Origin of the sequence: Pedobacter puniceum, assembly GCF_009674685.1 — a bacterium.
Lineage (GTDB): Bacteria > Bacteroidota > Bacteroidia > Sphingobacteriales > Sphingobacteriaceae > Pseudopedobacter > Pseudopedobacter puniceum.
This window is the reverse complement of the sequence record NZ_WKJI01000002.1, coordinates 738,111-762,096: the sequence shown is the minus strand read 5'-3', so window position 1 is coordinate 762,096 and position 23,986 is coordinate 738,111. Positions and strand designations below refer to the sequence as shown.

The 23,986-nt window shown below is 34.0% G+C and carries 25 protein-coding genes; 17 read left to right on the top strand and 8 right to left on the bottom strand.

Annotated features, from left to right (window positions below; genetic code table 11):
- The first annotated feature begins 75 nt into the window (after positions 1-75).
- Both GJJ64_RS09960 and GJJ64_RS09955 read left to right on the top strand, forming a co-directional pair.
- Positions 76-1,407, top strand: coding sequence for a D-alanyl-D-alanine carboxypeptidase (locus GJJ64_RS09960; RefSeq protein ID WP_154287644.1), 1,332 nt, complete (start codon positions 76-78; stop codon positions 1,405-1,407).
- Between the two features lies 1 nt (position 1,408).
- Complete coding sequence (locus GJJ64_RS09955; protein ID WP_154287643.1) at positions 1,409-1,933, top strand: SixA phosphatase family protein; 525 nt, start codon at positions 1,409-1,411, stop codon at positions 1,931-1,933.
- Here GJJ64_RS09955 and GJJ64_RS09950 read toward each other — a convergent pair.
- Genes GJJ64_RS09950 through porX form a run of 4 tightly spaced genes read right to left on the bottom strand, consistent with a single transcriptional unit; the run spans position 1,930 to position 6,140 of the window.
- A complete protein-coding gene (locus tag GJJ64_RS09950) occupies positions 1,930-2,877 on the bottom strand; it encodes a YihY/virulence factor BrkB family protein (RefSeq protein ID WP_229655507.1) in 948 nt (315 codons plus the stop codon). The genes GJJ64_RS09955 and GJJ64_RS09950 overlap by 4 nt on opposite strands.
- A gap of 40 nt (positions 2,878-2,917) precedes the next feature.
- The gene (locus GJJ64_RS09945) at positions 2,918-4,144 is read right to left on the bottom strand and encodes an alanine dehydrogenase (protein WP_195759268.1); all 1,227 of its coding nucleotides are present in this window, start codon (positions 4,142-4,144) and stop codon (positions 2,918-2,920) included.
- A gap of 1 nt (position 4,145) precedes the next feature.
- Complete coding sequence (tsaE, locus tag GJJ64_RS09940; RefSeq protein WP_154287641.1) at positions 4,146-4,565, bottom strand: tRNA (adenosine(37)-N6)-threonylcarbamoyltransferase complex ATPase subunit type 1 TsaE; 420 nt, start codon at positions 4,563-4,565, stop codon at positions 4,146-4,148.
- Between the two features lie 21 nt (positions 4,566-4,586).
- Positions 4,587-6,140, bottom strand: a complete 1,554-nt coding sequence (porX, locus tag GJJ64_RS09935; RefSeq protein ID WP_154287640.1) for a T9SS response regulator signal transducer PorX — start codon at positions 6,138-6,140, stop codon at positions 4,587-4,589.
- A gap of 112 nt (positions 6,141-6,252) precedes the next feature.
- On the opposite strand from porX, the gene GJJ64_RS09930 reads away from it, so the two are divergent.
- The 7 genes from GJJ64_RS09930 to GJJ64_RS09900 all read left to right on the top strand — a co-directional run bounded on the left by GJJ64_RS09930 (position 6,253) and on the right by GJJ64_RS09900 (position 12,763).
- Positions 6,253-7,473: an HD domain-containing protein gene (locus GJJ64_RS09930; protein WP_154287639.1), complete on the top strand. Its 1,221-nt coding sequence runs from the start codon at positions 6,253-6,255 to the stop codon at positions 7,471-7,473.
- 63 nt (positions 7,474-7,536) lie between these two features.
- Positions 7,537-8,586 (top strand): UDP-3-O-(3-hydroxymyristoyl)glucosamine N-acyltransferase, encoded by a 1,050-nt coding sequence (gene lpxD, locus GJJ64_RS09925; RefSeq protein ID WP_154287638.1) that lies wholly within the window; start codon positions 7,537-7,539, stop codon positions 8,584-8,586.
- Positions 8,587-8,595: 9 nt separating this feature from the next.
- Positions 8,596-10,008 carry a bifunctional UDP-3-O-[3-hydroxymyristoyl] N-acetylglucosamine deacetylase/3-hydroxyacyl-ACP dehydratase gene (locus GJJ64_RS09920; protein WP_154287637.1) on the top strand — a complete coding sequence of 471 codons (1,413 nt, stop codon included), beginning with the start codon at positions 8,596-8,598 and terminating at the stop codon, positions 10,006-10,008.
- Positions 10,005-10,787, top strand: a complete 783-nt coding sequence (gene lpxA, locus GJJ64_RS09915) for an acyl-ACP--UDP-N-acetylglucosamine O-acyltransferase (protein ID WP_154287636.1) — start codon at positions 10,005-10,007, stop codon at positions 10,785-10,787. The genes GJJ64_RS09920 and lpxA overlap by 4 nt, the downstream gene beginning before the upstream one ends.
- An 11-nt stretch (positions 10,788-10,798) precedes the next feature.
- On the top strand, positions 10,799-11,419 hold the full coding sequence (locus GJJ64_RS09910; protein WP_154287635.1) for an ABC transporter ATP-binding protein: 621 nt from the start codon (positions 10,799-10,801) through the stop codon (positions 11,417-11,419).
- A gap of 88 nt (positions 11,420-11,507) precedes the next feature.
- Entirely contained in the window at positions 11,508-12,071 is a 564-nt protein-coding gene (gene efp, locus GJJ64_RS09905) for an elongation factor P (RefSeq protein WP_154287634.1), read from the top strand.
- Between the two features lie 107 nt (positions 12,072-12,178).
- A complete protein-coding gene (locus tag GJJ64_RS09900) occupies positions 12,179-12,763 on the top strand; it encodes a 5-formyltetrahydrofolate cyclo-ligase (protein ID WP_154287633.1) in 585 nt (194 codons plus the stop codon).
- Positions 12,764-13,086: 323 nt separating this feature from the next.
- Here the strand turns inward: GJJ64_RS09900 and GJJ64_RS09895 are convergent, their stop codons facing one another.
- Genes GJJ64_RS09895 through GJJ64_RS09885 form a run of 3 tightly spaced genes read right to left on the bottom strand, consistent with a single transcriptional unit; the run spans position 13,087 to position 15,125 of the window.
- The gene (locus GJJ64_RS09895; RefSeq protein WP_154287632.1) at positions 13,087-13,824 is read right to left on the bottom strand and encodes a lysophospholipid acyltransferase family protein; all 738 of its coding nucleotides are present in this window, start codon (positions 13,822-13,824) and stop codon (positions 13,087-13,089) included.
- Positions 13,825-13,878: 54 nt separating this feature from the next.
- Positions 13,879-14,580, bottom strand: coding sequence for a family 16 glycosylhydrolase (locus tag GJJ64_RS09890; RefSeq protein ID WP_154287631.1), 702 nt, complete (start codon positions 14,578-14,580; stop codon positions 13,879-13,881).
- Positions 14,580-15,125, bottom strand: a complete 546-nt coding sequence (locus tag GJJ64_RS09885; RefSeq protein WP_154287630.1) for an NUDIX domain-containing protein — start codon at positions 15,123-15,125, stop codon at positions 14,580-14,582. Before GJJ64_RS09885 ends, GJJ64_RS09890 begins: the two co-directional genes overlap by 1 nt.
- 103 nt (positions 15,126-15,228) lie before the next feature.
- Here GJJ64_RS09885 and GJJ64_RS09880 point away from each other — a divergent pair, with 103 nt between their 5' ends.
- From GJJ64_RS09880 to pgl, 7 genes are all read left to right on the top strand, one after another.
- Entirely contained in the window at positions 15,229-15,657 is a 429-nt protein-coding gene (locus tag GJJ64_RS09880; protein WP_154287629.1) for a cytochrome B, read from the top strand.
- A 231-nt stretch (positions 15,658-15,888) separates the two neighbouring features.
- Positions 15,889-17,301, top strand: coding sequence for an anthranilate synthase component I family protein (locus tag GJJ64_RS09875; protein ID WP_154287628.1), 1,413 nt, complete (start codon positions 15,889-15,891; stop codon positions 17,299-17,301).
- Positions 17,302-17,304: 3 nt separating this feature from the next.
- Positions 17,305-17,868, top strand: a complete 564-nt coding sequence (locus tag GJJ64_RS09870; RefSeq protein ID WP_154287627.1) for an anthranilate synthase component II — start codon at positions 17,305-17,307, stop codon at positions 17,866-17,868.
- 8 nt (positions 17,869-17,876) lie between these two features.
- A complete protein-coding gene (gene trpC / locus GJJ64_RS09865) occupies positions 17,877-18,659 on the top strand; it encodes an indole-3-glycerol phosphate synthase TrpC (protein WP_154287626.1) in 783 nt (260 codons plus the stop codon).
- A 136-nt stretch (positions 18,660-18,795) separates the two neighbouring features.
- Positions 18,796-19,527, top strand: coding sequence for an ROK family protein (locus GJJ64_RS09860; protein ID WP_154287625.1), 732 nt, complete (start codon positions 18,796-18,798; stop codon positions 19,525-19,527).
- Between the two features lie 50 nt (positions 19,528-19,577).
- On the top strand, positions 19,578-21,104 hold the full coding sequence (zwf, locus tag GJJ64_RS09855) for a glucose-6-phosphate dehydrogenase (protein ID WP_154287624.1): 1,527 nt from the start codon (positions 19,578-19,580) through the stop codon (positions 21,102-21,104).
- Positions 21,104-21,823, top strand: a complete 720-nt coding sequence (pgl, locus tag GJJ64_RS09850) for a 6-phosphogluconolactonase (protein WP_154287623.1) — start codon at positions 21,104-21,106, stop codon at positions 21,821-21,823. The genes zwf and pgl overlap by 1 nt, the downstream gene beginning before the upstream one ends.
- A gap of 144 nt (positions 21,824-21,967) precedes the next feature.
- Here the strand turns inward: pgl and GJJ64_RS09845 are convergent, their stop codons facing one another.
- Positions 21,968-22,537 carry a pentapeptide repeat-containing protein gene (locus tag GJJ64_RS09845; protein WP_154287622.1) on the bottom strand — a complete coding sequence of 190 codons (570 nt, stop codon included), beginning with the start codon at positions 22,535-22,537 and terminating at the stop codon, positions 21,968-21,970.
- Positions 22,538-22,609: 72 nt separating this feature from the next.
- On the opposite strand from GJJ64_RS09845, the gene GJJ64_RS09840 reads away from it, so the two are divergent.
- Entirely contained in the window at positions 22,610-23,908 is a 1,299-nt protein-coding gene (locus GJJ64_RS09840) for a UDP-N-acetylmuramoyl-tripeptide--D-alanyl-D-alanine ligase (RefSeq protein WP_154287621.1), read from the top strand.
- Positions 23,909-23,986: the final 78 nt, after the last annotated feature.

Here is a 23,986-nt window from a genome sequence, read left to right as displayed (position 1 = left end):
TAAAAGCTAATGATTATAGACGCCAAGCTTTTTTAACATGATGATAGATTTTTAATTCTAAACCTTCTTTTAAATATGATTAGAGTTATATACTTTTTTTTTCTGTGCGCTTTTATAACAGCTTGTACTGCTAAAAAATCTGTAACCACAAGCAAACAACAAATAGATCATCAATTTGATTTATTGGCTCAAAAAAACCATCATATTGGTTTTGTATTAAAAGATTTAGAAAAAAATCAAGTTGTTTATGAGCTTAACGCTGATAAACCCTTCACAGCGGCATCAACTACCAAATTACTCAATTTTTATGCAGGGCTGCATTTCCTAGCCGATTCTGTACCTAGTTTCCAATATACTATCAAAGGAGACTCTTTAATGATATGGCCAATGGCCGACCCAACTTTCTTAAACCCTGATTTTAAAGACCAACCCGCTTTTGATTTTTTGAAAAACTCTGGCAAAAATATTTATCTAGTAAGTGGGCGATATAAAGGCGAAAAATTTGGTAAAGGCTGGTTTTGGGATGATTATAACGAAAGCTATCAGGTAGAAATTACAGATTTCCCGATGTATAAAAATATGGTGATATGTAGCCAAAATACCGACGGAACTTTTAGCATGTTGCCTGATTTAGCATCACTTTATTATAGCGAGAAGGGCGTTCAGAAATCGTTAAAAAGCATCAAAAGAAATCTCTATAACAATAATATTCTTGTTCCAGAGCAGCTCAATCCGGGATATAAACAGCTTATTCCTATTAGCTTTAATAACAATATCAAAGAAAGCTTGTTAACCGATACTTTGTTAGCAACAGGTTTAATCACATCTTCTGTTAGTACTTTACCGTGGCGACCAGTGCCAGCTGATGCTAAAATTATCTATAACGCTAAGGCTGATTCTGTCTACAAAAAAATGCTTCAAAGCAGCGATAATTTTTTGGCAGAACAACTGTTACTAAACTATGCTACGCAACAACAATTAAACATGGATGCAAATCTTATCATCCAAAAAGCACAACAAGAGCTTTTTACTGATATAGCTAAAAATAGCTATAGCTGGGTAGATGGTTCTGGATTATCCAGATTAAATTTAATAAGCCCAGCGTTTGGTATTAAAATCTTAGAAAAATTAAGACAAAAAGTAAGTAACGATGATAAACTTTTTGATTTATTGGCAGCTGGAAACAAAACAGGGACTTTAAAAAACATGTTTAAAACAAGTGCTAATAGCTTTGTTTTTGCAAAATCAGGCAGTTTATCTAACAACTATAACTTAGTAGGTTATTTGATAGGCAAATCGGGTAAAAAGTACGCTTTCTCTTATCTCAATAATAATTTTATTGCCCCAGTATCAGCCGTACGTACCGATGTTGAACAACTTTTAACTTTTATACACTTAAACTACTAAAATGAAAAAACTGTTATTCTTTCTGGGTTGTTTTTTAGTATTACAGCAAGCTTTTGCGCAACATAGCACCACTGTTTATATTGTAAGACATGCCGAAAAACAAACACAGGATAAGAAAAATCAAGACCCATCTTTAAATGAGTTAGGTAAACAAAGAGCAGAGGATTTAAAAACTTATCTGGCAAAAGAAAAAATCGGGCATATTTTTACAACTCCTTACAAAAGAAACCAAGAAACTGCTGCGCCTTTAGCTAAGCATTTAGACTTGGGTATAGAGTTTTATGAGGCCCACGATACCGCTTTTTTAGCTAAAAGAGTGAAGCAAGAATTGGTAGGTAAAAGGATATTAGTTGTTGGCCATAGCAATACAGTTATTAAAATAGCCGAAGCTTTAGGGGCAAAATTATCATTAAAAGAATTACAAGAAGAAGATTATGATTTTATCATCCAATTAAAAATTAAAGGAGATAAGGTAAAATCTCAAATTAAGCATTTTGGAAAAGTGCATCATAGTAGTAGTATTTAGTTTTCTTCTTTAGGGATATAGGTAACATGTTGTTCTTCCTCTATCATTTTAATATAAACCGCATGAGATGATGGTTTTATTCGTTCGCCCTTTTCTTCTGCATAAACCTTGGTAAACTCGGCGCCAAAAAATAAAATGGCCGCCGAATAGTACACCCAAACCGCAATAACTACCATAGTACCTGCTGCGCCATAAACTGAGCCTACGGCAGTATATCCTATATAAAGTCTTATTAAGTATTCTCCTAACATAAAAAGTAGGGATGTGAAAATAGCTCCTGTTCTAACACCTCTCCAAGGAATTTCTGCATCGGGCAAAACTTTGTAAATAATACTAAATAGGAAAACTAGCACTAAAAACGTAATCATTAAATTAACTACATCAAACAAAAACAAGGTGTTTTCTGGTAAATGATTACTGAGAACTGTGCTAATGGCAGACACCATTCCATTGATGATAAGCGAAACGATTAATAAAAAACCCAAGCTACCCACCATAGATAGCGATAGAAACCTGTTTTTTAGCAACTTAAGCCAACCTTTTTTAGGTACGGCCTTTACTTTCCATATTTGATTGATAGAATCTTGTATCTCTACGAAAATACCTGTAGCGCCTATCAATAAAGTAATTATACCCATAACAATGGCTACTACACTATCTCCTGAAAGGGCGAGATTTTTAAGAAGTGTTTGCACTTGTAAAGCAGCCTCGGTACCAATGAAACCTTGAATTTCTTCAAATACTTTTTCTCTTAAAACCTGTTTTTCTTTGTAAAAAAAGCCTGCAACAGAAAGCAAAACCACCAGCATGGGGCCTAAAGAAAAAATGGTATAATAAGAAAGAGACGCACTAAGTTTTAAGCCTTTATCGGCCATAAAGGCATTAAAACTTTTGATAATGATTTTAAAAATGAACTTAGCTTTAGCAATAATTTTCTTCATCATTCTAGGTTTTTCAAGAATGATTGCAAAAAATAAGCCTTTTTTAACGGTTAGAAACCAAGAGTAAGTCTAAATCTTTAACCGGTAAATTAAAACGTTCTGCTAAATCTTTATTAGTCATAGAACCTTGAAAGATATAAACAGCGTTTCTGATACCATGTTTTTCCCAAATGAGGTTATTGATACCGCCTAAATCGCCAATATCAATTAAAATTGGGGTGAAAATATTTGTAAGTGCATAAGTTGCTGTTCTACTCACTCTTGATGCTATATTGGGTACACAATAATGTATCACATCGTATTTTCTAAACACCGGGTTTTTATGGTTGGTAACCTCAGATGTTTCAAAACATCCACCTTGGTCTATACTTACGTCTATAATAACAGAATTGGGTTTCATTTTAGCCACGGTTTCTTCACTTACAATACATGGGCTTCTGCCATGTGAAGCCCTTATAGCACCAATGGCTACATCGCAAGTTCTAATTGCCTTTTCTAAAACAATAGGTTGTATGACAGATGTAAAAACCCTACTACCAATATTGTTCTGAAGTCTTCTTAACCGGTATAAAGAAGAATCAAAAACTTTAACCTCAGCACCTAGGCCAATAGCGGTACGGGCGGCATATTCTCCAACGGTACCAGCACCTAAAATCACAATTTCTGTTGGCGGTACTCCGGTTACACCACCTAGCATTAACCCTTTGCCGCCGTAAACATTACTTAAATATTCGGCAGCTATTAAAATAGAGGTGGCGCCTACAATTTCGCTCATAGCTCGTACTACGCTTAACACATTTCCATCATCTCTGATGTATTCAAAAGCTAAAGCGGTAATTTTTTTGGCCATTAAAGCTTGTATATCTTCTTTATTGATGGTAGCCATTTGCAGGGCAGAAAAAATAATCTGCGAATGCTTCATCATTTCGATTTCGCTTTTTGTAGGAGGCGCAATTTTTAGAATAATATCTGCCCGGTAAACCTCTTTGGTGTCATAAACAATATGAGCACCTTGTTCGCAATAATCTTTATCAGAAAAATTTGCAGCCAAACCCGCACCAGCTTCTATAACTACTTTATGGCCATTATTTACCAACAACGCTACCGATAATGGTGTTAAAGCAATCCTGTTTTCTTGGAAAGAGGTTTCTTTAGGGATACCAATATAGAGTTGGTTTTTTTTACTTTTAATTTCTGCCATAGCCTCTTGGGGCTGGTAAAGGGCCTGTTTGGCCACTTCAGAAAAACCGCTCATCAGGGTTGAACTCATATCAGGATATTTTCTGGATATCTATTAATCTTTCTGTTTCTGTAACAGGATAAATTTTAATTCTTACGTGGTGGTACGGAATCAAATCGGCTATTTTTTCTGGCCATTCTATCATACAATAATGTCCAGAGTAAAAGTAGTCTTCATAACCCAAATCAAAAGCTTCACTTTCATTTTTAATACGATAAAAATCAAAATGATAAATGGCGTTGTCACTTCCTTTATACTCGTTAACAATAGAAAAAGTAGGACTAGAAGTATGTTCTTCTACACCCAATTGCTGGCATAAATGGTTTATCAAAGTTGTTTTACCGGCTCCCATCTCTCCATAAAAAGTAAAAATTTTTTCTTCGCCGGCAGCTTCTATAATTTGTTTTGCTGCTTCTGTAAGTTCTGATAAACTTTTAACGCTTATTTGCATAATGTAAAAATAAGCGATAATTTATTTATTCTTATATGTTACAAACGGAATTATCATTTCTTCTAAAGAAATTCCGCCATGCTGGAACGTTTCGTTATAAAAGTTAACAAATTGGTTATAGTTATTTTGGTATACAAAATAGCTGTCTTCTTTAGCAAAAATAAAGCTAGAGCTTACATGCAATTTTGGTAAGTGTATCTCATGTGGATTTTTTACATGGTATACTTCTTTGCTGTTATAGTTTAAGTTTTTTCCTTGTTTATAGCGTAAGTTGGTATTGGTATTTCTATCGCCAATAACTTTACTTGGGTGTTTTACTCTAATAGTACCATGGTCTGTGGTGATCATTACTTTCACTTTCTTTTGCGACAGTTTCTTCAAAAGGTCTAAAAGTGGCGAGTGCTCAAACCAGCTTAAAGTTAAAGAACGATATGCTGCATCATCATTAGCCAATTCTTTAATCATTTGCATATCTGTTCTGGCATGGGATAGCATATCCACAAAATTGTACACAATAGCGTTTAAATCATTATCCATGAGGTTAGCTAAAGAGTCGTTTAAATCTTTCCCTTGGTCTTGATTTAATATTTTATGGTAAGAGTATTTGATGTCTTTACGGAGTAAGCGCTTGATTTGGTCTTGTAAAAACTCTTCTTCATGTAAATTTTTACCACCTTCATCCTCATCATTTTGCCATAAGTTTGGAAAACGTTTTTCCATATCTAAAGGCAGCAAGCCAGAAAAAATAGCATTTCTAGCATATTGTGTTGCTGTTGGTAGGATACTAAAATAGCTATCTTCTTCTTCTAACCTAAAATATTCAGCAATTAAAGGGTTTATCACCTTCCATTGGTCGTAACGCAGGTTATCAATAACAATAAAAAAGGTTGGAATATGTTCACTTAAAGCTGGGAAAACCTTCTTTTTAAATAATTGATGCGAAAAAGTTGGACCATTATCTTGGTCGTTTATCCAAGTGGCATAATTTTTCTCTACAAACTTGCAAAATTGGGCGTTTGCTTCTGCCTTTTGCATGGTTAAAATTTCATGCATACCGGCATCCTCTAGTTTTTCTAGTTTAATTTCCCAAAACAGTAGCTTTTTGTATACATCAATCCACTCCTGATAGTTTAAATTATCGTTCAAGGTCATACCAAGCGTTCTAAAATCTTGTTGGTAAGCCATAGAAGTTTTTTCGCTTATTAAACGCTTATTATCTATTAACTTTTTAATGGTTAACAGTATTTGTTTAGGATTTACCGGCTTTATCAAATAATCGTCAATGGTTGCGCCAATGGCATCTTCCATTAAGTATTCTTCTTCGCTTTTGGTAATCATTACCACAGGAATATCCGGATTAGTACTTTTAATAGAAGTTAAAGTTTCTAAGCCAGTTAAGCCAGGCATATTCTCGTCTAGAAAAACCAAATCAAAATCTTTAGATTTAAAGATTTCCAATGCATCGTTTCCATTAGTTGCGGTATCAATATGGTATCCTTTTTCGTTAAGAAATAAAATGTGTGGTTTTAAAAGATCTATTTCGTCATCTGCCCATAAAATATTGGCTGTTTGCATATCTTTAATTCTATTTATTATCAGTTAAAATATAAAAATGCTGTAAATATTGTATATTAATGCATACAGCATCAATAAAAATAACAAAATTTGTGCCTTATATATTTTCCTTTTGAATAAGAATAAAATTATCAACGATCCGGTTTACGGTTTTATCAGTATCAAAACAGATTTAATTTTTGATTTGATAGAGCATCCCTATTTCCAACGCTTAAGATATATTAAGCAGCTAGGGATGACTCATTTGGTATATCCAGGTGCATTGCATACCCGTTTTCATCATGCTTTAGGGGCTATGCATTTGATGCAATTAGCGGTAGAGCATTTGCAAACTAAAGGCCACAGCATTACCCCAGAAGAAGAAGAAGCGGCTTGTATTGCTATTTTATTACATGATATTGGGCATGGTCCTTTTTCTCATGCTTTAGAGCATTCTTTGGTGCCAAACGTTTCTCACGAGCGCATTAGCCGTTTATTCATGTCGCGTTTAAATCAAGAATTTCATGGTAAGTTAGATATGGCTTTGGCTATCTTCAATAATAGCTACCCTAAGAAATTTTTGTCACAACTTATTTCTGGTCAGCTAGATTTAGACCGCTTAGATTATTTAAACCGCGACAGTTTTTTTAGTGGTGTTACCGAAGGCATGGTAAGCTCAGACCGTATCATTAAACTCCTAAACGTTAAAGACGGCTCTTTGGTAGTAGAAGAAAAAGGCATTTATTCCATCGAGAAATTTTTGATAGCTCGTAGGCTGATGTATTGGCAAGTTTATTTGCATAAAACAGTAGTTGCGGCAGAGCAATTGTTGGTTAAAATTCTAAAAAGGGCAAGAGAGTTGGCTAAGGCCGATGTAAATCTTTTTGCAACGCCAGCTTTAAGTCATTTTTTATATCAAGATATTCTTGAAGATGATTTTAATGAAGATAGCGAGCATCTTTCTTTTTTTGCTAAGTTAGACGATCATGATATGATGGCGGTAGTGAAAGTTTGGCAAAATCATGATGATTTTATTTTGAGTACACTTTGTAAAAATCTTATCCAAAGAAACCTTTATAAGGTAGAAATAGATAATGCTTTGCCAGATGCTGCTAAGTTGGTTAAAATTAAAGCACATATTATAGATAAACTGAATATTAACGAGGAAGAATCTGCTTATTTTATTTTTAGTGATACCATCAATAATATGGCTTATAAAGTTGGTAACGGTAGTATAAAAGTTTTATTAAAAAGTGGGCAAATTGAGGATATAGCGGCAGTTTCTGATAATTCTAATTTAGAAGCCCTATCAAAGGTGGTAACAAAAAATTTCCTTTGTTATTTAAAAGTATAACTTTGTTAACTTGATTTTAACCTAACAATTTGTTCATTTCATATTATCAGTTAATTTTGCCAAATGCAATTTACCGCAAAAGAGGTTAGTTTATTGCTAAATGGAACCATAGAAGGTAACCCTGATGCAATAGTTTTTAAGTTAGCAAAAATAGAAGAAGCCAATGAGGGCAGTCTTTCTTTTTTAGCTAATCCCAAGTATGAATCTCATCTTTATACTACCCAAGCTTCTGCGGTAATTATAAATAAAGATTTAGAGTTAACCCAGCCTGTTAAAGCAACAGTTATCCGGGTTGATGATGCTTACAGTAGTTTCTCTATTTTGTTAGAGAAATACAATACCCTTAAACTCAATAAAGTTGGTATAGAAGAACCTTCTTTTATCCACCCAGATGCCGTTATAGGTAAAGATGTTTTTATTGGTGCTTTTACCTACATCAGTGCTAATGCAAAAGTTGGCGATGGAGCAAAAATTTATCCTCATTCTTTTTTAGGTGATAATGTAGAGGTAGGTGCTTCAACAACTCTATTTTCTGGTGTAAAAGTTTACCATGATTGTATTATAGGAAACAATGTCATTATCCATAGTAATGCCGTAATCGGAAGTGATGGCTTTGGTTTTGCTCCACAAGCAGATGGCTCTTACCATAAAATAAGCCAAATTGGTAATGTTGTCATTGAAGATTGGGTAGAAGTTGGTGCCAATACTTGTATAGATAGAGCAACTATGGGTTCTACGGTTATCCGTAAAGGTGTTAAATTAGATAACCTCATACAAATTGCCCATAATGCAGAGGTAGGAGCCAATACGGTAATTGCCTCGCAAACGGGAGTTTCTGGTAGTACAAAGGTTGGCGAAAACTGTATCATTGGCGGTCAGGTTGGCATTGTTGGGCACATCAGCTTAGCAAAAGGCACACAAATACAAGCTAAATCTGGTATTAATAAATCTATAGAAGAAGAGAATAAAAAGTGGGGTGGTGCACCAGCAACAACCTATCAAAATTACATGCGGTCTCAGGTAATTATCCAAAGACTTCCAGAAATGGAGAAAAAAATAGAAGATTTGCAGCGTATACTTAAAGAACTTCAGGATAATACCACTAATAAATAACACTACAGTATGAATCTTAGGCAAAGAACTATCAAATCAGAAATCAGCGTAAGCGGAGTAGGATTACATACTGGTGCAAAAGTTACCTTAACTTTTAAGCCAGCTCCGGAAAATCATGGATACAAGTTTAAAAGAGTTGATTTACCAGGACAACCTATCATAGACGCAGACGTTGATAACGTTACCGATACATCAAGAAGTACTACTTTATCTCAAAACGGAGCAAGTGTAAGCACAACAGAACACGTTTTAGCTTCTTTAGTAGGCTGTGATGTTGATAATGTGATGATAGAGCTAGACGGTATTGAGGTACCTATTTTAGATGGCAGCTCTATAGAGTTTGTGAAAGCTTTAGAATCTGTAGGTTTTGTAGAGCAAGATGCAGATAGGGAGTATTATCATATTCCTCATAATATCCATTATTCTGAGGATGATAGAAAAGTAGAAATGGTGGCTATGCCTTTAGACGATTATAGATTTACCTGTATGGTAGATTATAATTCGCCAGTTTTAGGCAGTCAACACGCTACTATCTCTAACATAGGAGAATTTAATGATGAGATTGCCTCTTGTAGAACTTTTGTTTTTTTACATGAGCTTAAGATGCTTTTAAAGCATAACCTTATTAAGGGTGGTGATATTAACAATGCTATTGTTATTGTAGACCACGAAATAGAAGAAAGCGAGTTAAAAGAGTTAGCCGCAGCTTTTAACCGTGATGAGATAAAGGTAGCCAGAGAAGGTATTCTAAATAATATAGAACTACGTTATCAAAATGAGCCTGCTCGTCATAAATTACTAGATATGATAGGCGATTTAGCTTTAATTGGTACACCTATCAAAGGACACATTATGGCTGCTCGTCCGGGGCATGCTGCCAACGTAGCTTTTGCCAAAAAGATTAAAGCAGCCATCAAAAAAGAAAAAAAGAAAAAAACGCAACATGTGTATGATCCACAAGCAAAACCACTTTATGATATTACCAAAATCATGGAGATTTTGCCACACAGACAACCGTTTTTATTTATCGATAAGATATTAGAACTTACCAAAACTTATGTTGTGGGGGTTAAAAACGTAACCATGAATGAAGAGTTCTTTAAAGGGCACTTCCCTGGAGCACCTGTTTTACCCGGAGTAGTTCAAATAGAAGCCATGGCGCAAACCGGAGGTATATTAGTCTTAAGTACAGTAGAAGACCCCCAGAATTACCTTACTTATTTCTTAAAAATAGACAAAGTAAGATTTAGAGCACAGGTTCTACCTGGCGATACCATAGTTTTTAGATGTGATTTAATGGAACCTATTAGAAGAGGCATTGCACAAATGAAAGGTATTGGTATGGTAGGTGAAACCGTTGTGGTAGAAGCCGAAATGATGGCGCAAATAAGTAAAGTTAGAGAAACCAATACACCTTCATGATACAACCATTAGCTTATATACACCCACAGGCAAAAATTGCTAACAGTGTAGTTATAGACCCTTTTGCGGTTATACACAAAGACGTAGAAATTGGCGAGGGAACCTGGATAGGTTCTAATGTTACCATCATGGATGGCGCTAGGATTGGTAAAAATTGCAAAATTTTTCCTGGAGCTGTTATTTCTGCTATTCCGCAAGATTTAAAATATGCCGGCGAAGAAACTTTAGCCATCATTGGCGATAATACTACCATTAGAGAGTATGTAACCATTAACCGTGGTACAAATGATAAATGGGAAACAAGAGTTGGTAATAACTGCTTGTTAATGGCTTATTGTCACGTAGCACATGATTGCGAAGTTGGTGATAATTGTATTTTCTCTAACAACACAACCCTCGCTGGGCATATCACTATTGGTGATAATGTGGTTCTTGCAGGTATGGTTGCAATACACCAGTTTTGTAAGGTAGGCTCTCATGCTTTCGTAACCGGAGGTTCTTTGGTACGTAAAGATATACCACCTTATGTAAAAGTTGCTCGTGAACCACTTTCTTATACCGGTATCAACTCTGTTGGCTTAAGAAGAAGAGGGTTTACATCAGAAAAAATTAACGAGATCCAGGAAATTTATCGTGTACTTTTTGTTAAGCACAATAATGTAACTAAAGCATTAGATATTATAGAGGCCGATTTCAAACCAACAGAAGAGCGTGATGAGATTATTAATTTCATTAGAAACTCTAACCGTGGTGTGATGAAGGGTTTCGGTAATTCTTAATCAATCTCTTTATGGAGATTATTCTTAACCAAGTAAGTAGGCGCTTTAACCGCGAGTGGATTTTTAAAGAAATCAACTATACCTTTTCTTCTGGTAACGCCTATGCTTTGTTAGGAATTAATGGTTCTGGTAAATCAACCTTATTACAAATCATTTCTGGATCTTTAGCTCCTAGTGCTGGCATCATTAGTTATAAAGATTGTGAAGGAAACCCGATAGAGGTAGAAAATATTTTCGAGCATATCAGTATAGCAGCACCCTATTTAGAATTGATAGAAGATTTTACACTTCAGGAAATTATAAAATTCCATTTCTCTTTCAAAAAGCGGTTCTTACATCAATCTGATGATGATGTTGTAGCTATCTTAAATATGGTAGCTAATAAAAACAAAGCTGTAAAATACTTTTCATCAGGGATGAAACAGCGAGTAAAATTGGCTTTAGCATTTTTATCTGATACACCTATTCTTATTCTAGATGAACCAACTGCCAATTTAGATGAGCAAGGTAGTAATTGGTATTTAGAAATGATTAAAAAATACTCGCAAAATCGTTTGGTATTAATTGGTTCTAACCAGCCACAAGAGTATGCTTTCACTGAAAACCATTTATACTTAGCAGATTATAAGTAATAAAGCTTAAAAACAGAAACCCTATAATATTGTTGATATATAAAATATTTAATTATACCTTTGCACACCCAAAATTAAGCATTCAAACATGGCAAAAGCATCAGAAATTAAAAACGGTAATATCTTAAGATTTAACGGTGATTTAGTTGCAGTTGAAGAATTTATTCATCGTACACCAGGTAATTTAAGAGCATTTTATCAAGCTAAAATGCGTAACGTAAAAACAGGTAAATTGGTTGAATATCGTTTCCGTACTGATGAAGAGGTTGAAATTTGCCGTGTTGAAACCAATGACTACCAGTATTTGTATGATGATGGTGATTTCTTTGTGGTGATGGATAATCGCACTTATGAGCAATTTAATATTCCTAAATTCTTATTTGGTGATGCTGCCCGTTTCTTAAAAGAAGGTATGAATGTTATCATCGCTTTTGAAAGCGAAGAACCTATTATGGCACAGGCACCACATTCTGTAGAGTTAGAAATCACTTATACAGAGCCAGCTGTAAAAGGAGATACCTCAACAAATGCTACCAAATTAGCAACCGTTGAAACAGGTGTAGAAATTAGAGTGCCTTTGTTTATCAATCAAGGTGATAAAGTAAAGGTTGATACTGCAACTGGTAGCTATATAGAAAGAGTAAAAAATTAAGATTTTCATATTTAGGTTTAGGTTGATAACGGTCTCGTTTCTTTGAAACAGAGGCCGTTTTTTGTTTCTAATCTTTATATTAGTGCTTTAAAATATCCACGCTTAATTTGAAAAAGGAAATTCGAAATAAAATGAGGTTAAAGCGCTTAAGCCTCAGTAAATCAGAATTTTGGGATTTAAATGATAAAATTTTAGAACGTATAAAATCCATAGATTGGTCTGTTTACCAATGTGTGCACATTTTTTTACCTATAAAAGAAAATAACGAAGTAGATACCTTTGAGATACTTTCCTTTTTTAAATATCAATATCCCAATCTAAAAATTGTTATCCCGAGAACTAATTTTAAAGAGTCAAAACTAGAAAATGTAGTTTTTGATCATTATCAAACTATTTTGCGTAAAAATGAATATCATATACCAGAACCTGTTTATGGGCATCTTATTCAAAGTGATTTAATTGATGTTGTTTTTGTCCCGCTTTTAGCTTTTGATGAAGATGGAAATAGAATTGGCTACGGAGGTGGTTTTTATGATAGGTTTTTAAGCACTTGTAAAGAAGATGTTTTAAAAATTGGCTTATCTCTATTTCCTCCTTTAGAAGAAAAACTTGTAACTGATGAATTTGACATCCCGTTAAATCAATGCATCACGCCAGAAAGACATTATTTTTTCAGCAATAAAAAGTTATAATTAATACTTTTTAAAAAATTTAAAATGATAATTTCATAATTTTTGTAACTTTTTTTAATAAAATATTGCAACTTTTATAAAAATACGTATATTTAAATATTAAACTATCCAACTATAGCCTAATTGCCCTCTCCAACCGGACGAGGGCTTTTTTATTTATGCAACATTATTATTACTGTATTATCAAAATGTTAAATAATGTTAACGTTGTTTGAGATAATGATAATAAACCTATCTTTGTTGTAGGTTTATAATTGGTTAGTATAAAAGGTCTTCATTCTCCCCGTTTGAAGACTTTTTTCTTTTAAAGACCTTTTATAAAACTATTTTTTCTCAACAATCTGTTTAATAGCATTTTGTGCCCTCGTGATGGTTTCCTCTAGCGGGCTTTCTTTAGGTTCAATAGGGTTAAGAACGGTAAATTTTAGGTGCTCAAATGCGTTTAAAGGGAAAAATCCATGTTGTACAAGTTTCCAAGAGTTTTCTATAGCAATGGGTACAATTAAGGCATCGGGTGCTTTTTTTAGTAAGGTGGCAATACCACCAATTTGAAAATCTTTCATTTTTCCATTTTTACTTCTGGTGCCTTCCGGAAAAATAACTGCTCCCCAAGTATTTTTTTTCATCCTTTCGCCCAGTCTAGCTATTTCTATAATAGACTGTTTAGAGTCTTTCCTGTCTATATTAGCACCACCACCATATTTTAAGTTAAATGATATAGAAGGAATGCCTTTGGTAAGCTCTATTTTTGAGATAAATTTTGCATGATACTTTCTTAAAAACCAAATTAATGGAGGTATATCATACATACTTTGATGATTAGCTACAAAAATGATAGATCTATTTTTAGGCAAGTTTTGTGAGTTGTAAAAGCTTACCCTTGTACCTAATAGATAATAAGAGCTCACCAAAAAGAAGTTTAAAACATCAACAGATTTTTTATGAGTACTATAACCGCCCAATTTTAAACTTAACCATTGTATAGGTTGGAAAATGAGCAGGTATAGGAAAAAAAATATGTAATGTAATGGGCTTAATAAGTAGCCAAATAATTTATTCATCTTAACTTATAAAAATTCAAATTTAGAGTATTAATTTAAATTAGGAAAAACGGTTTATTTGCTTATTTCAACGTGTTTTATTTGAAAAATGGCAGGCAAAGCGCTTTCATCTAATTTACCTACCCAGCTTTCATGTTTGCTTATCCAAATATTAAAAACTACATGCATACTTCTTCTTGGGATGAAATTTTGAGTTCTGTAAAGCTCTTTATCATCCACATACCAAGCAATAAAATTTTTTCTCCATTCTAAATGGTATTCATGAAATTCATTTTGGAAGCTAAAAGGAATATCTATGGCCTTACCATTATCTTTTCTATTTGTCCAATGGTTGAGGTAAACCTTGCAGGTATCTTTACCTAAAAATTCAAAATCTATCTCTTTAAATTTTGAGCTATGTGGGAAGTATAAGAAAAAACCTGATACAATACCGCTACCTTTTGGAGCTTTTAAAAGAACTTTAAAATTGCCGTATTTGTATTTTCTTCTGGTTCTAATTTCTGCACCCTCATAGCTTTTAGAAGAAGTTTTACTGCTATCTTTTTGATGAAGCTTTAGCTCTAAAAGATTATTATTTTGGATATTATCCGGATTAAAAACAGCTAAATTGTTTGCAAAAGTATGGCTTTTAATCAACCAAGTTTTAATAGTGTCTAAACGTGAAAAATCTTCCTTTAAAAGTATTTTATTATGGTCTTTTTGTAAACTGCAAGAACATAAAATCATCCATACAGAAAAGAAAGTAAGATTACGCATTACAAATTAGCTTTAATCAATTTTAATCTTAAAATAGCTGCAACACTCATAGAATCTGTAATCTCGCCACGTAAAACCATTTGGTAAGCTTCTTCAAAATGAACTTTTTTTACAACAAGTTCTTCTGTTTCTTCTGGTTGTGCTTCAAACTGTTCAAAATCTCGAGCTAAATAGATAATAGCCAATTCATCAGAAACAGAATTTGAAAGGTGCATGCGTAAAAGTTCTTCCCAATATTGGGCAACTAAACCAGTTTCTTCAAGTAATTCTCTTTTTGCTGAGGCTAGTGGATTGGCGTCTAATGGTCCGCCACCTTCAGGTATTTCCCAACTGTAAGCCTTTAAAGGAAACCTGTATTGGCCAACTAACCATATTTTATCATCCTCATCTAAGGCAATAATCCCGATAGCATAATTTTTAAAATGTACTTCGCCATAAATGCCTTTCCCCCCTGTTGGGTTAATTACTTGATGTTCGGTAATCTTAATCCAAGGATTATCGTAAATAGCGTTACTCTCTAATATTTGCCAAGGATTTTCTTCCATAAAAATGTCTTATTTGTAAAGGTAGTTGATTTTATTTTAGCAGTAAATTTAAAAACAATTAACACGTTTATTGTCTTATATTTGGTAGTTAAAACAATTAAATATGTATACCGGATTAGTACACACCCACTCATTATTAAGATATGTTGTCTTAATTTTAATTTTAGTTGCCATTGTTCAATCTTTAACAGCTGGCAATAAGCCATATACAGAAGGAAATAGAAAAATCAATTTATTTACTTTGATATCGGCTCACATACAACTGGTTTTAGGTTTAGTATTATATTTCATGAGCCCAAGCGTAGATTTCTCTCAAATGAGTAATCCTGTAACCAGATATTGGAATGTAGAACACATCAGCATGATGATAATTGCTATTGTTTTAATTACAGTTGGGCACTCTAAATCTAAAAAAGCTGTAGAAGCTAAAGCAAAACACAAAGCCATTGGGGTTTTCTACTCTATTGCTTTGCTGATTATTTTAGCAGCTATCTTTACCATGAAAGATAGAAACCCTTGGTGGAATATGTAAGTTTGGGCAAATCAGTTTTTTGAAGAAAAAATTCTGTAATTCAAATTTCTTTATATTTTTGCTGCGCAATGATAATAAAAACAAATACTTTAAAGTGGTGGTGGTACAGTAATATGTAGCATCGGTTATTGTATTTGAAGAAAAATTGAATTTCAACCCAAACCTAAACAAATATCAAAACCCGACGCTAAACTGTCGGGTTTTTTTGTTTTATCAGGTAAAAGCATAAAAATGGAAAAATATAAAATCAACATTGTTCATCATAAACTACTGGCCGATACTACCACGCCAGTAAGTATATATTTAAGGTTAAGAGATGTTTTCCCAAACACCTTATTGTTAGAAAGCTCTGATTACCATAGCAAAGAAAATAGCATGAGTTATGTTTGCTGCGACCCTATTGCTGGTATCAAGCTAGAAAACGATGTTTTTACAGCTACTTTCCCAGATGATAAATTCATCAGAAAAGAAAAAGGCACATTTAACTTGGTAGATGAGGTTAGCGCTTTTAGAAATAGTTTTGAAAGTAATGCCGATGCTAGTTTGAAGTTTATAACCGATGGCTTGTTTGGTTATTTTACACATGAAGCGGTTGCTTATTTTGAAGATATCAAGCTTAAAACCGATACTAGAAAAGACCGTTCTATCCCAACCATGCAATACCATGTTTACAGGTATATTATAGCGATAGACCACTTCAAAAACGAACTTTACATTGTTAAAAACGAAACAGATTTTGATAAAGAAAGCACTGGTTTAGAAAAGATAGAATACCTCATTAAAAACAAAAATTTCCCCGAGTATAAGTTTTATGTTGATGGTGAGGAAACATCAAACCTAAAGGATGAAGAGTTTAAAGCTTTGGTAGAGAAAATGAAAAAGCACATTTACAGAGGTGATGTTTTTCAAATTGTACCATCAAGAGCTTTTCAAACGCCATTTAGGGGCGATGAATTTAATGTTTACAGAGCTTTAAGATCTATCAACCCTTCTCCTTACCTCTTCTATTTTGATTATGGAAGTTTTAAAATTTTTGGTTCATCGCCAGAAGCCCAACTAACGATTAAAAACCGAGTTGCAAGTATCTTCCCAATTGCCGGAACTTTTAAAAGATCTGGAAATGATATAGAAGATAAAGCCATTGCAGAGAAATTGATGAACGACCCGAAAGAGTCATCAGAGCATGTGATGTTGGTTGATTTAGCCCGTAATGATTTAAGCAGACATTGTGAAAATGTAGAGGTTAAGGCTTATAAAGAAGCCCAATTTTACTCGCATTTAATCCATTTGGTTTCTAAAGTTAGTGGTACTTTAAAAGAAGGTGTCAATTCTTTTAAAATTGTGGCTGATACTTTCCCGGCGGGTACGCTTAGTGGTGCACCTAAATACAGAGCTATGGAAATCATCGATGAAAATGAAAATATAAAACGTAGTTTTTATAGCGGAGCCATTGGTTTCTTAGGCTTTAACGGAGATTTTAACCATGCTATCATGATTAGGTCTTTTTTAAGTAAAGACAACCAATTACATTACCAGGCAGGTGCAGGTATTGTTGCAGATTCTGATGCAGAGAGTGAGTTGAATGAAGTAAATAATAAAATTGCAGCGTTAAGAAAAGCCATTTTTATGGCTAAAGAAATTTAAGTTATGAAGATTCTTGTTATTGATAATTACGACTCGTTTACCTATAATTTGGTGCATTTACTTCATGAGTTGGGGCATGATGCTACCGTTTGGAGAAACGACAAGTTTAAACTTGAAGATGTAGAGCAGTTTGATAAAATTTTATTATCGCCAGGGCCTGGTATACCCTCAGAGGCTGGTTTGCTTTTAGAGGTTATTAAAAATTATGCAACCAAAAAAAGTATTATGGGTGTTTGTTTAGGTCAGCAGGCTATAGCCGAAGTTTTTGGTGGCGAGTTGTACAACTTAAGTAAGCCTGTACATGGTACAGCAACCCAAATTTTTGTTAAAGCAGAAGACGCTACCTTTGAAGGTTTACCAACACAATTTAAAGTGGGCAGATACCATTCTTGGGCAGTAAAATCAGAAAATTTACCTGCCGATTTAGAAATTACTGCGGTAGATGAGCATGGTGTTGCTATGGCGCTTAAGCACAAAACTTTAGATGTTAGAGGAGTGCAGTTCCATCCAGAATCGGTTTTAACCGAGTATGGAAAAGAAATGATTAGTAATTGGTTATCTCATTAATAGCTTACATGAATATTTTAGATAAAATTGTTTTACGTAAAAAAGAAGAAGTTGCTGCTTGTAAAGCCCAAACTAGTACTGCCGATTTAGAAAAAAAAGCTGCTTTTTCACGTGAAACGTACAGCTTAAAAGACTTCTTAACGCATCCGGAACGAACGGGTATTATTGCCGAGTTCAAAAGAAAATCGCCATCTAAAGGGATTATTAATAACCAAGTTACGGTAGAAGAAGTTACTATGGGTTATAATCAGGCAGGCGCATCGGCTTTATCTGTTTTAACAGATCGTGATTTTTTTATGGGGCATGATGATGATTTAATGGCTGCAAGAGCGGTAAACAACATCCCTATTTTGCGTAAAGATTTTATGGTAGATGAATATCAGATAATAGAAGCCAAAGCTATTGGTGCTGATATTATTTTACTGATAGCCGCTTGTTTAACCAAAGAAGAGTTAACTGCTTTTGCGAAATTGGCTAAATCTTTAGGTTTAAGTACGCTTTTAGAAGTACACAGTCAAGAAGAGCTTGATTTTAGTTTAAACCCATTTATAGATGTTGTTGGGGTAAACAACAGAAATTTAAAAGATTTTACAGTTTCTATAGATACCTCATTACAATTGGCGCAAACTATTCCATCAGAGTTTTTAAAGATTTCTGAAAGTGCTATTGATAGTCCAGAAACCATCAAAATATTAAAAAAAGCAGGCTTCAATGGTTTTTTAATTGGCGAGAATTTTATGAAAACAGCCAACCCAGGTAAAGCCATGCAAGATTTTGTTCATCAGCTATAGCTAGTGGTCCGTTTTGTGTTGTAAATGTCATATACTTTAGCATTTAAGCAATCGGCTTCTATATTATTGAATAATGTTTAGCTTAGCAGCAGAATTATTAAATGAAATAAAGTGATCAAACAATCATAATAATTCTATGAGAAACGAACACATTTTAGCTATTGATATTGGCGGAACAAGTATTAAAGCAACTGTTTTAAATACCTCCGGAGAAATGTTGGTAGAATATCAAAAAGTTCCTACCCCAGAAAAGGCAAGTCCAGAAAATGTTATTAAAGCCATTAAAAAGCTTACCGCTGATTTTCCTTCTTTCGATAAAATATCAGTTGGTTTCCCTGGCTATGTAAAAAAAGGAGTAATTGCTACAGCGCCTAACTTGGGTACTTCCTTATGGGCAGGCTGTAATTTGGCATTGCTTATTGCAAAAGAATTAAATAAGCCCGTAAGATTACTTAATGATGCTGATATGCAGGGTTTTGGTTTAATTTCTGGCGAAGGTTTAGAAATGGTTATTACCTTAGGAACCGGCTTTGGTACGGCTTTGTTTATGGATGGGGGCTTACTTCCCCACCTTGAATTGGCGCATCTTCCAGTAAGAAAAAACCTCACTTATGATAAATTTGTTGGTGATGAGGCATTGAATAAAGACGGTTTAGAAGAATGGAATAAAAATGTAAAAGATGTTTTAAAGACATTTAAAACTGTATTTAATTACGATAAACTTTACCTTAGCGGCGGAAATGCTAAAAAAATAACTTTTAAACTAGACAATAACATAAAAATTGCTCGTAACAGAGACGGAATAAAAGGAGGTGCTTTTATGTGGCGAAAAGATGATGATTTTTGTGTACAGTCTGTAAATCCCTGAATAAAATCTTAAACTAAACAAAATAGGTAAAACCAACCTATAACAAAACGATGAAAACCACAAACATTAAACCCAAACCAACTGTATTTACCATTTTTGGCGGAACCGGAGACCTTGCCGCTAGAAAACTAATACCAGCACTGTATAATTTATACTTAGATGGCTACATGCCAGAAAAGTTTATTATTGTAGGCTTGGGAAGAACAGATTATGATAACCAAAAATTCAGAGAAATTTTATTAGATGGTATCAATAAGTTTTCTAGAAGCGGAAAAGCTGATGCTGCAAAGTGGAAAGTATTTTCTTCCTGCATCCAGTACTTGCAATCTGATGCTAAAAAAGATAAAACGTATCAAGATTTAGAGGCTATCATCAAGCAAAAAGATCAGGAGTGGGGCGAAGAATCTAACATCATTCATTATTTGTCTGTAGCACCACAGTTTTTCCCTATTATTTCTAAAGGTGTTGCCACAATTAATATTGAAAATCAAGAACAAAGAAATAGAATTGTAATAGAAAAACCTTTTGGTCATGATTTAGAATCGGCCAAAGAGCTAAACAGGCTGTTACAATCTTTATTTGATGAAACCCAGATTTACCGTATAGACCACTATTTAGGTAAAGAAACGGTTCAGAATATGATGGCTTTTAGGTTTGCAAATGCTTTGTTTGAACCTATCTGGAATAGAAATTATATAGAACATGTTCAAATCTCGGTAACAGAAGATATTGGGGTAGAAGACCGTGGTGGCTATTACGATGGTTCTGGCGCTTTAAAAGACATGGTACAAAACCATATCTTACAAGTTTTATGTCTTGTAGCTATGGAACCACCAGTTAGCTTTAACGCTGATGAAGTTCGTAACCGCAGAGTTGATGTTTTAAGAGCCATTAGAAAATTTGGTCACGAAGAGGTTAAACATAATACCGTAAGAGGACAGTACGCTAGCGGTTGGGTTGCCGGCGAAGAAGTTTTAGGCTATCGTGAAGAAAAAGGTGTAGACCCTAATTCTAATACCGAAACTTTTGCAGCTTTAAAATTCTTTATTGATAACTGGCGTTGGCAAAATGTACCTTTTTATGTAAGAACTGGTAAACGTATGCACCAAAAAGCATCGGTTATTAGTATACAATTTAAAGATGTTCCGCATCCAATTTTCCCAATCGAGGCATCAGAAAGTTGGCAGCAAAACAGGTTAATCATTAGTATTCAGCCAGAAATGAGCATCAGGTTACAGGTACAAGCTAAAAGACCTGGTTTAGATATGATTTTAAACCCGGTAGATATGGTGTTTAATTATGATGGTACTTATCCGGCAGAATCTCCTGAAGCTTACGAAACTTTATTGTTAGATGTGATGGAAGGCGACCAAACACTTTTCATGAGAGCCGACCAGATAGAGGCTGCTTGGGAATTGTTAATGCCTGTGGTAGAAAACTGGGAGTCTAGAAAAAGTATCAATTTCCCTAATTACGCAGCAGATAGTTGGGGCCCAGAAATTGCAGAGGCTTTAATAGCTAAAGATGGTTTCCATTGGTTTACCATGCCCGTAAAAAATAAAAAAGAAAAAAAGTAATGAAACTGAATATATTTAAAGATGCTGATGAGGCTATTGTTGCTATAGCAGATTATTTCATCGCGGTGGCAAATGAGGCTATTCAGCAAAATGGGCGCTTTAATGTTTCCCTTTCTGGAGGAAGCTCGCCAAAGAAATTGTTTGAGCTTTTAGCTAGCGATGCTTTAAAAAATAAAATTGCTTGGGAAAAAGTTTACTTCTTCTTTGGTGATGAACGTTATGTAGCTCATGACCATCCGGATAGTAATTACTTAATGGCTTATAAAGCTTTATTTGCCCCTTTAAGTATCAGCGAAAGCCAAATTTTTAAAGTTGATACAGGTTTAGACCCTGCCAGTGCAGCTTTAAGTTATGAGAAATGCATCTCGCAGCATTTTAAAGACGAGCCTGTTTTTGATTTGATACTATTAGGGTTAGGTGATGATGCTCATACAGCTTCTTTATTTCCAGGGACTTCTGTATTATGGATAGATGAAGAATTGGTGAAAGATGTTTACCTGCAAGATAAAGCAGTTTACAGAATTAGCATGACAGCGCCTCTAATTAACAAAGCTAAAAATATTGCTTTTTTAACTTTTGGTAACGCTAAAGCTGATGCTATAAAATCAGTTTTAGAAGGCGAGAAAGATATTGCAAAATATCCGGCCCAGTTGATAAATCCCGTTAATGGAGATTTGCAGTGGTTTATAGATGAGGCTGCTGCTTCAAAATTGAAGTAGTTTTTTATGATTTTAGTAAGAGGGATGTTTATGCATCCCTTTTTTGTTTGAATAAAGATTTTTTTGGCCTTCTCAAGGCTTTCCGGCCTCATAAGCGGCCAACCCTAGGCACTTTTTCTTATAAAAAAGTCAGTTAAACTAAATCTAAACAATTTCAATCTGATATTGCTGAAGCAAACCACTTAAATTATTAGCAGAAAATTTAGCTTTTTTTAGTTTATTAATTTCCGGGTTGATATTGAAGTTATAAGCAGAACTAAAATTGGCTTTCTCTAAATTAGTATTGCTAAAAGTAGCTTTCAACAAATTACAGTTAGTAAAATAGGCACTGCTTAAATCAGCATCAGAAAAATCTACTTCTTGTAAGCTACAATTCATAAATTTTGTGCCTTTGATTTTTAAATTGTAAAAAGACGAATGATTTAAATTACAATCTGTAAAAGAAAAGGCTAAACCAAAAGTATTACAATCTTCAAATTTTAAACCTAAGAGTTTGCAAGCATCAAAATAAATATTTCTAAAAGCTGTTTGAGGAAGCTTTACCATGCTGAGGTTACAGTCTTTAAAAGAGCAATCTAAAAACTTATAATCAAATAGGTTAAGTCCTTCAAAATTACAATTGATGAATTTACAGTATTCATAGGAGGCTTTTTCAAGTCCAGCTATTGTAAAATCTATCTTTTCGAAAATTTTTTCCTCAATAAAAGAGTCCATGATGACGAAGCTAATGAAGCTCAAAATATAAAAAATGAGCAATAAAACTTAATATTGTAGAAAATTAACAGCATGAGCATTTCAGAAATTTACGATATATATCTTAAGCACCCCGTTGTATGTACTGATACCAGAAAAATAAGTTCGGGATGTTTATTTTTTGCCCTAAAAGGAGATAAGTTTGATGCTAACCAGTTTGCGGAAGAAGCCTTAAACCAAGGAGCAGCATTTGCTGTAGTTGATGATATAAGTGTTGTAAAAAGCGATAAATATGTTTTAGTGGATGGTGTGCTTAAAACTTTACAACAGTTAGCAACTTATCATAGGAAAGCACTTAAAATACCCGTTATTGGTTTAACAGGCTCTAATGGTAAAACCACTACAAAAGAGTTGATAAATGCTGTTTTATCTCAAAAATATAATACTTATGCCACGCTAGGTAATTTAAACAACCATATTGGCGTACCCTTAACCTTGCTTGCCATTACAGAAGATAAAGAATTGGCCATAGTAGAAATGGGTGCTAATCATCAACAAGAAATTGCCATGTTAAGTGAAATTTGCCAGCCCGATTTTGGTTTAATCACCAATGTAGGTAAGGCACATTTAGAAGGTTTTGGTGGTTTTGAAGGTGTAAAAAAGGGCAAAGGAGAGCTTTATACTTTCTTAGAGGAAGCAGGCGGAACCGTTTTTGTGAATGAGGATAACCCACACTTGCAGGATATGCTTAAACATAGAAAGTTTAAAGAAACTATCTTTTACGGCTCATCTGGTAAGGGCTTGGTTAATGGTAAGTTGCTGGCTAACAATCCTTTTTTAGAGGTAGAATGGCAGTATAAAGGCGGAACTTTTAGAGTTAAATCTCAATTAACAGGTACTTATAATTTCGAGAATATTTTAGCCGCTATTGCCATTGGATTAAGGTTAGGCTTAAATGCCGATGAAATTAATCGTGGGATAGCGAGTTATGCCCCACAAAATAACCGTTCGCAGGTTATTAAAACCAATAATAATACAGTAATAGGCGATTTTTATAATGCCAATCCAAGTAGTATGCAAGTAGCTATAGACAATATAGTGAAACTAGAAGCTACTGATAAAGCCTTGATTTTAGGTGATATGTTTGAGCTAGGAGAAGAATCATTAGCAGAGCATACTGCTATTGCAGATAAAATACAAGAACATCAATTTAAGGGAGTGTATTTAGTGGGCGAGTATTTTTATGAACTCAAAGATAAATACCCTTATCAGTTTTTCAAAACTGCCGATGCTTGTAAGGAATATCTTAAAGAAAATCCTTTAAAAAATCAGCTTATCTTACTAAAAGGCTCTAGAGGAATGAAGTTAGAAGTACTGTTAGAGGTATTATAAATCTTTGTTAGTTTAAAGTTGCCAGTTATCTGTTCTAGCTAATATTATATTTAAGGAGATAGCCTTAATACTCGATAT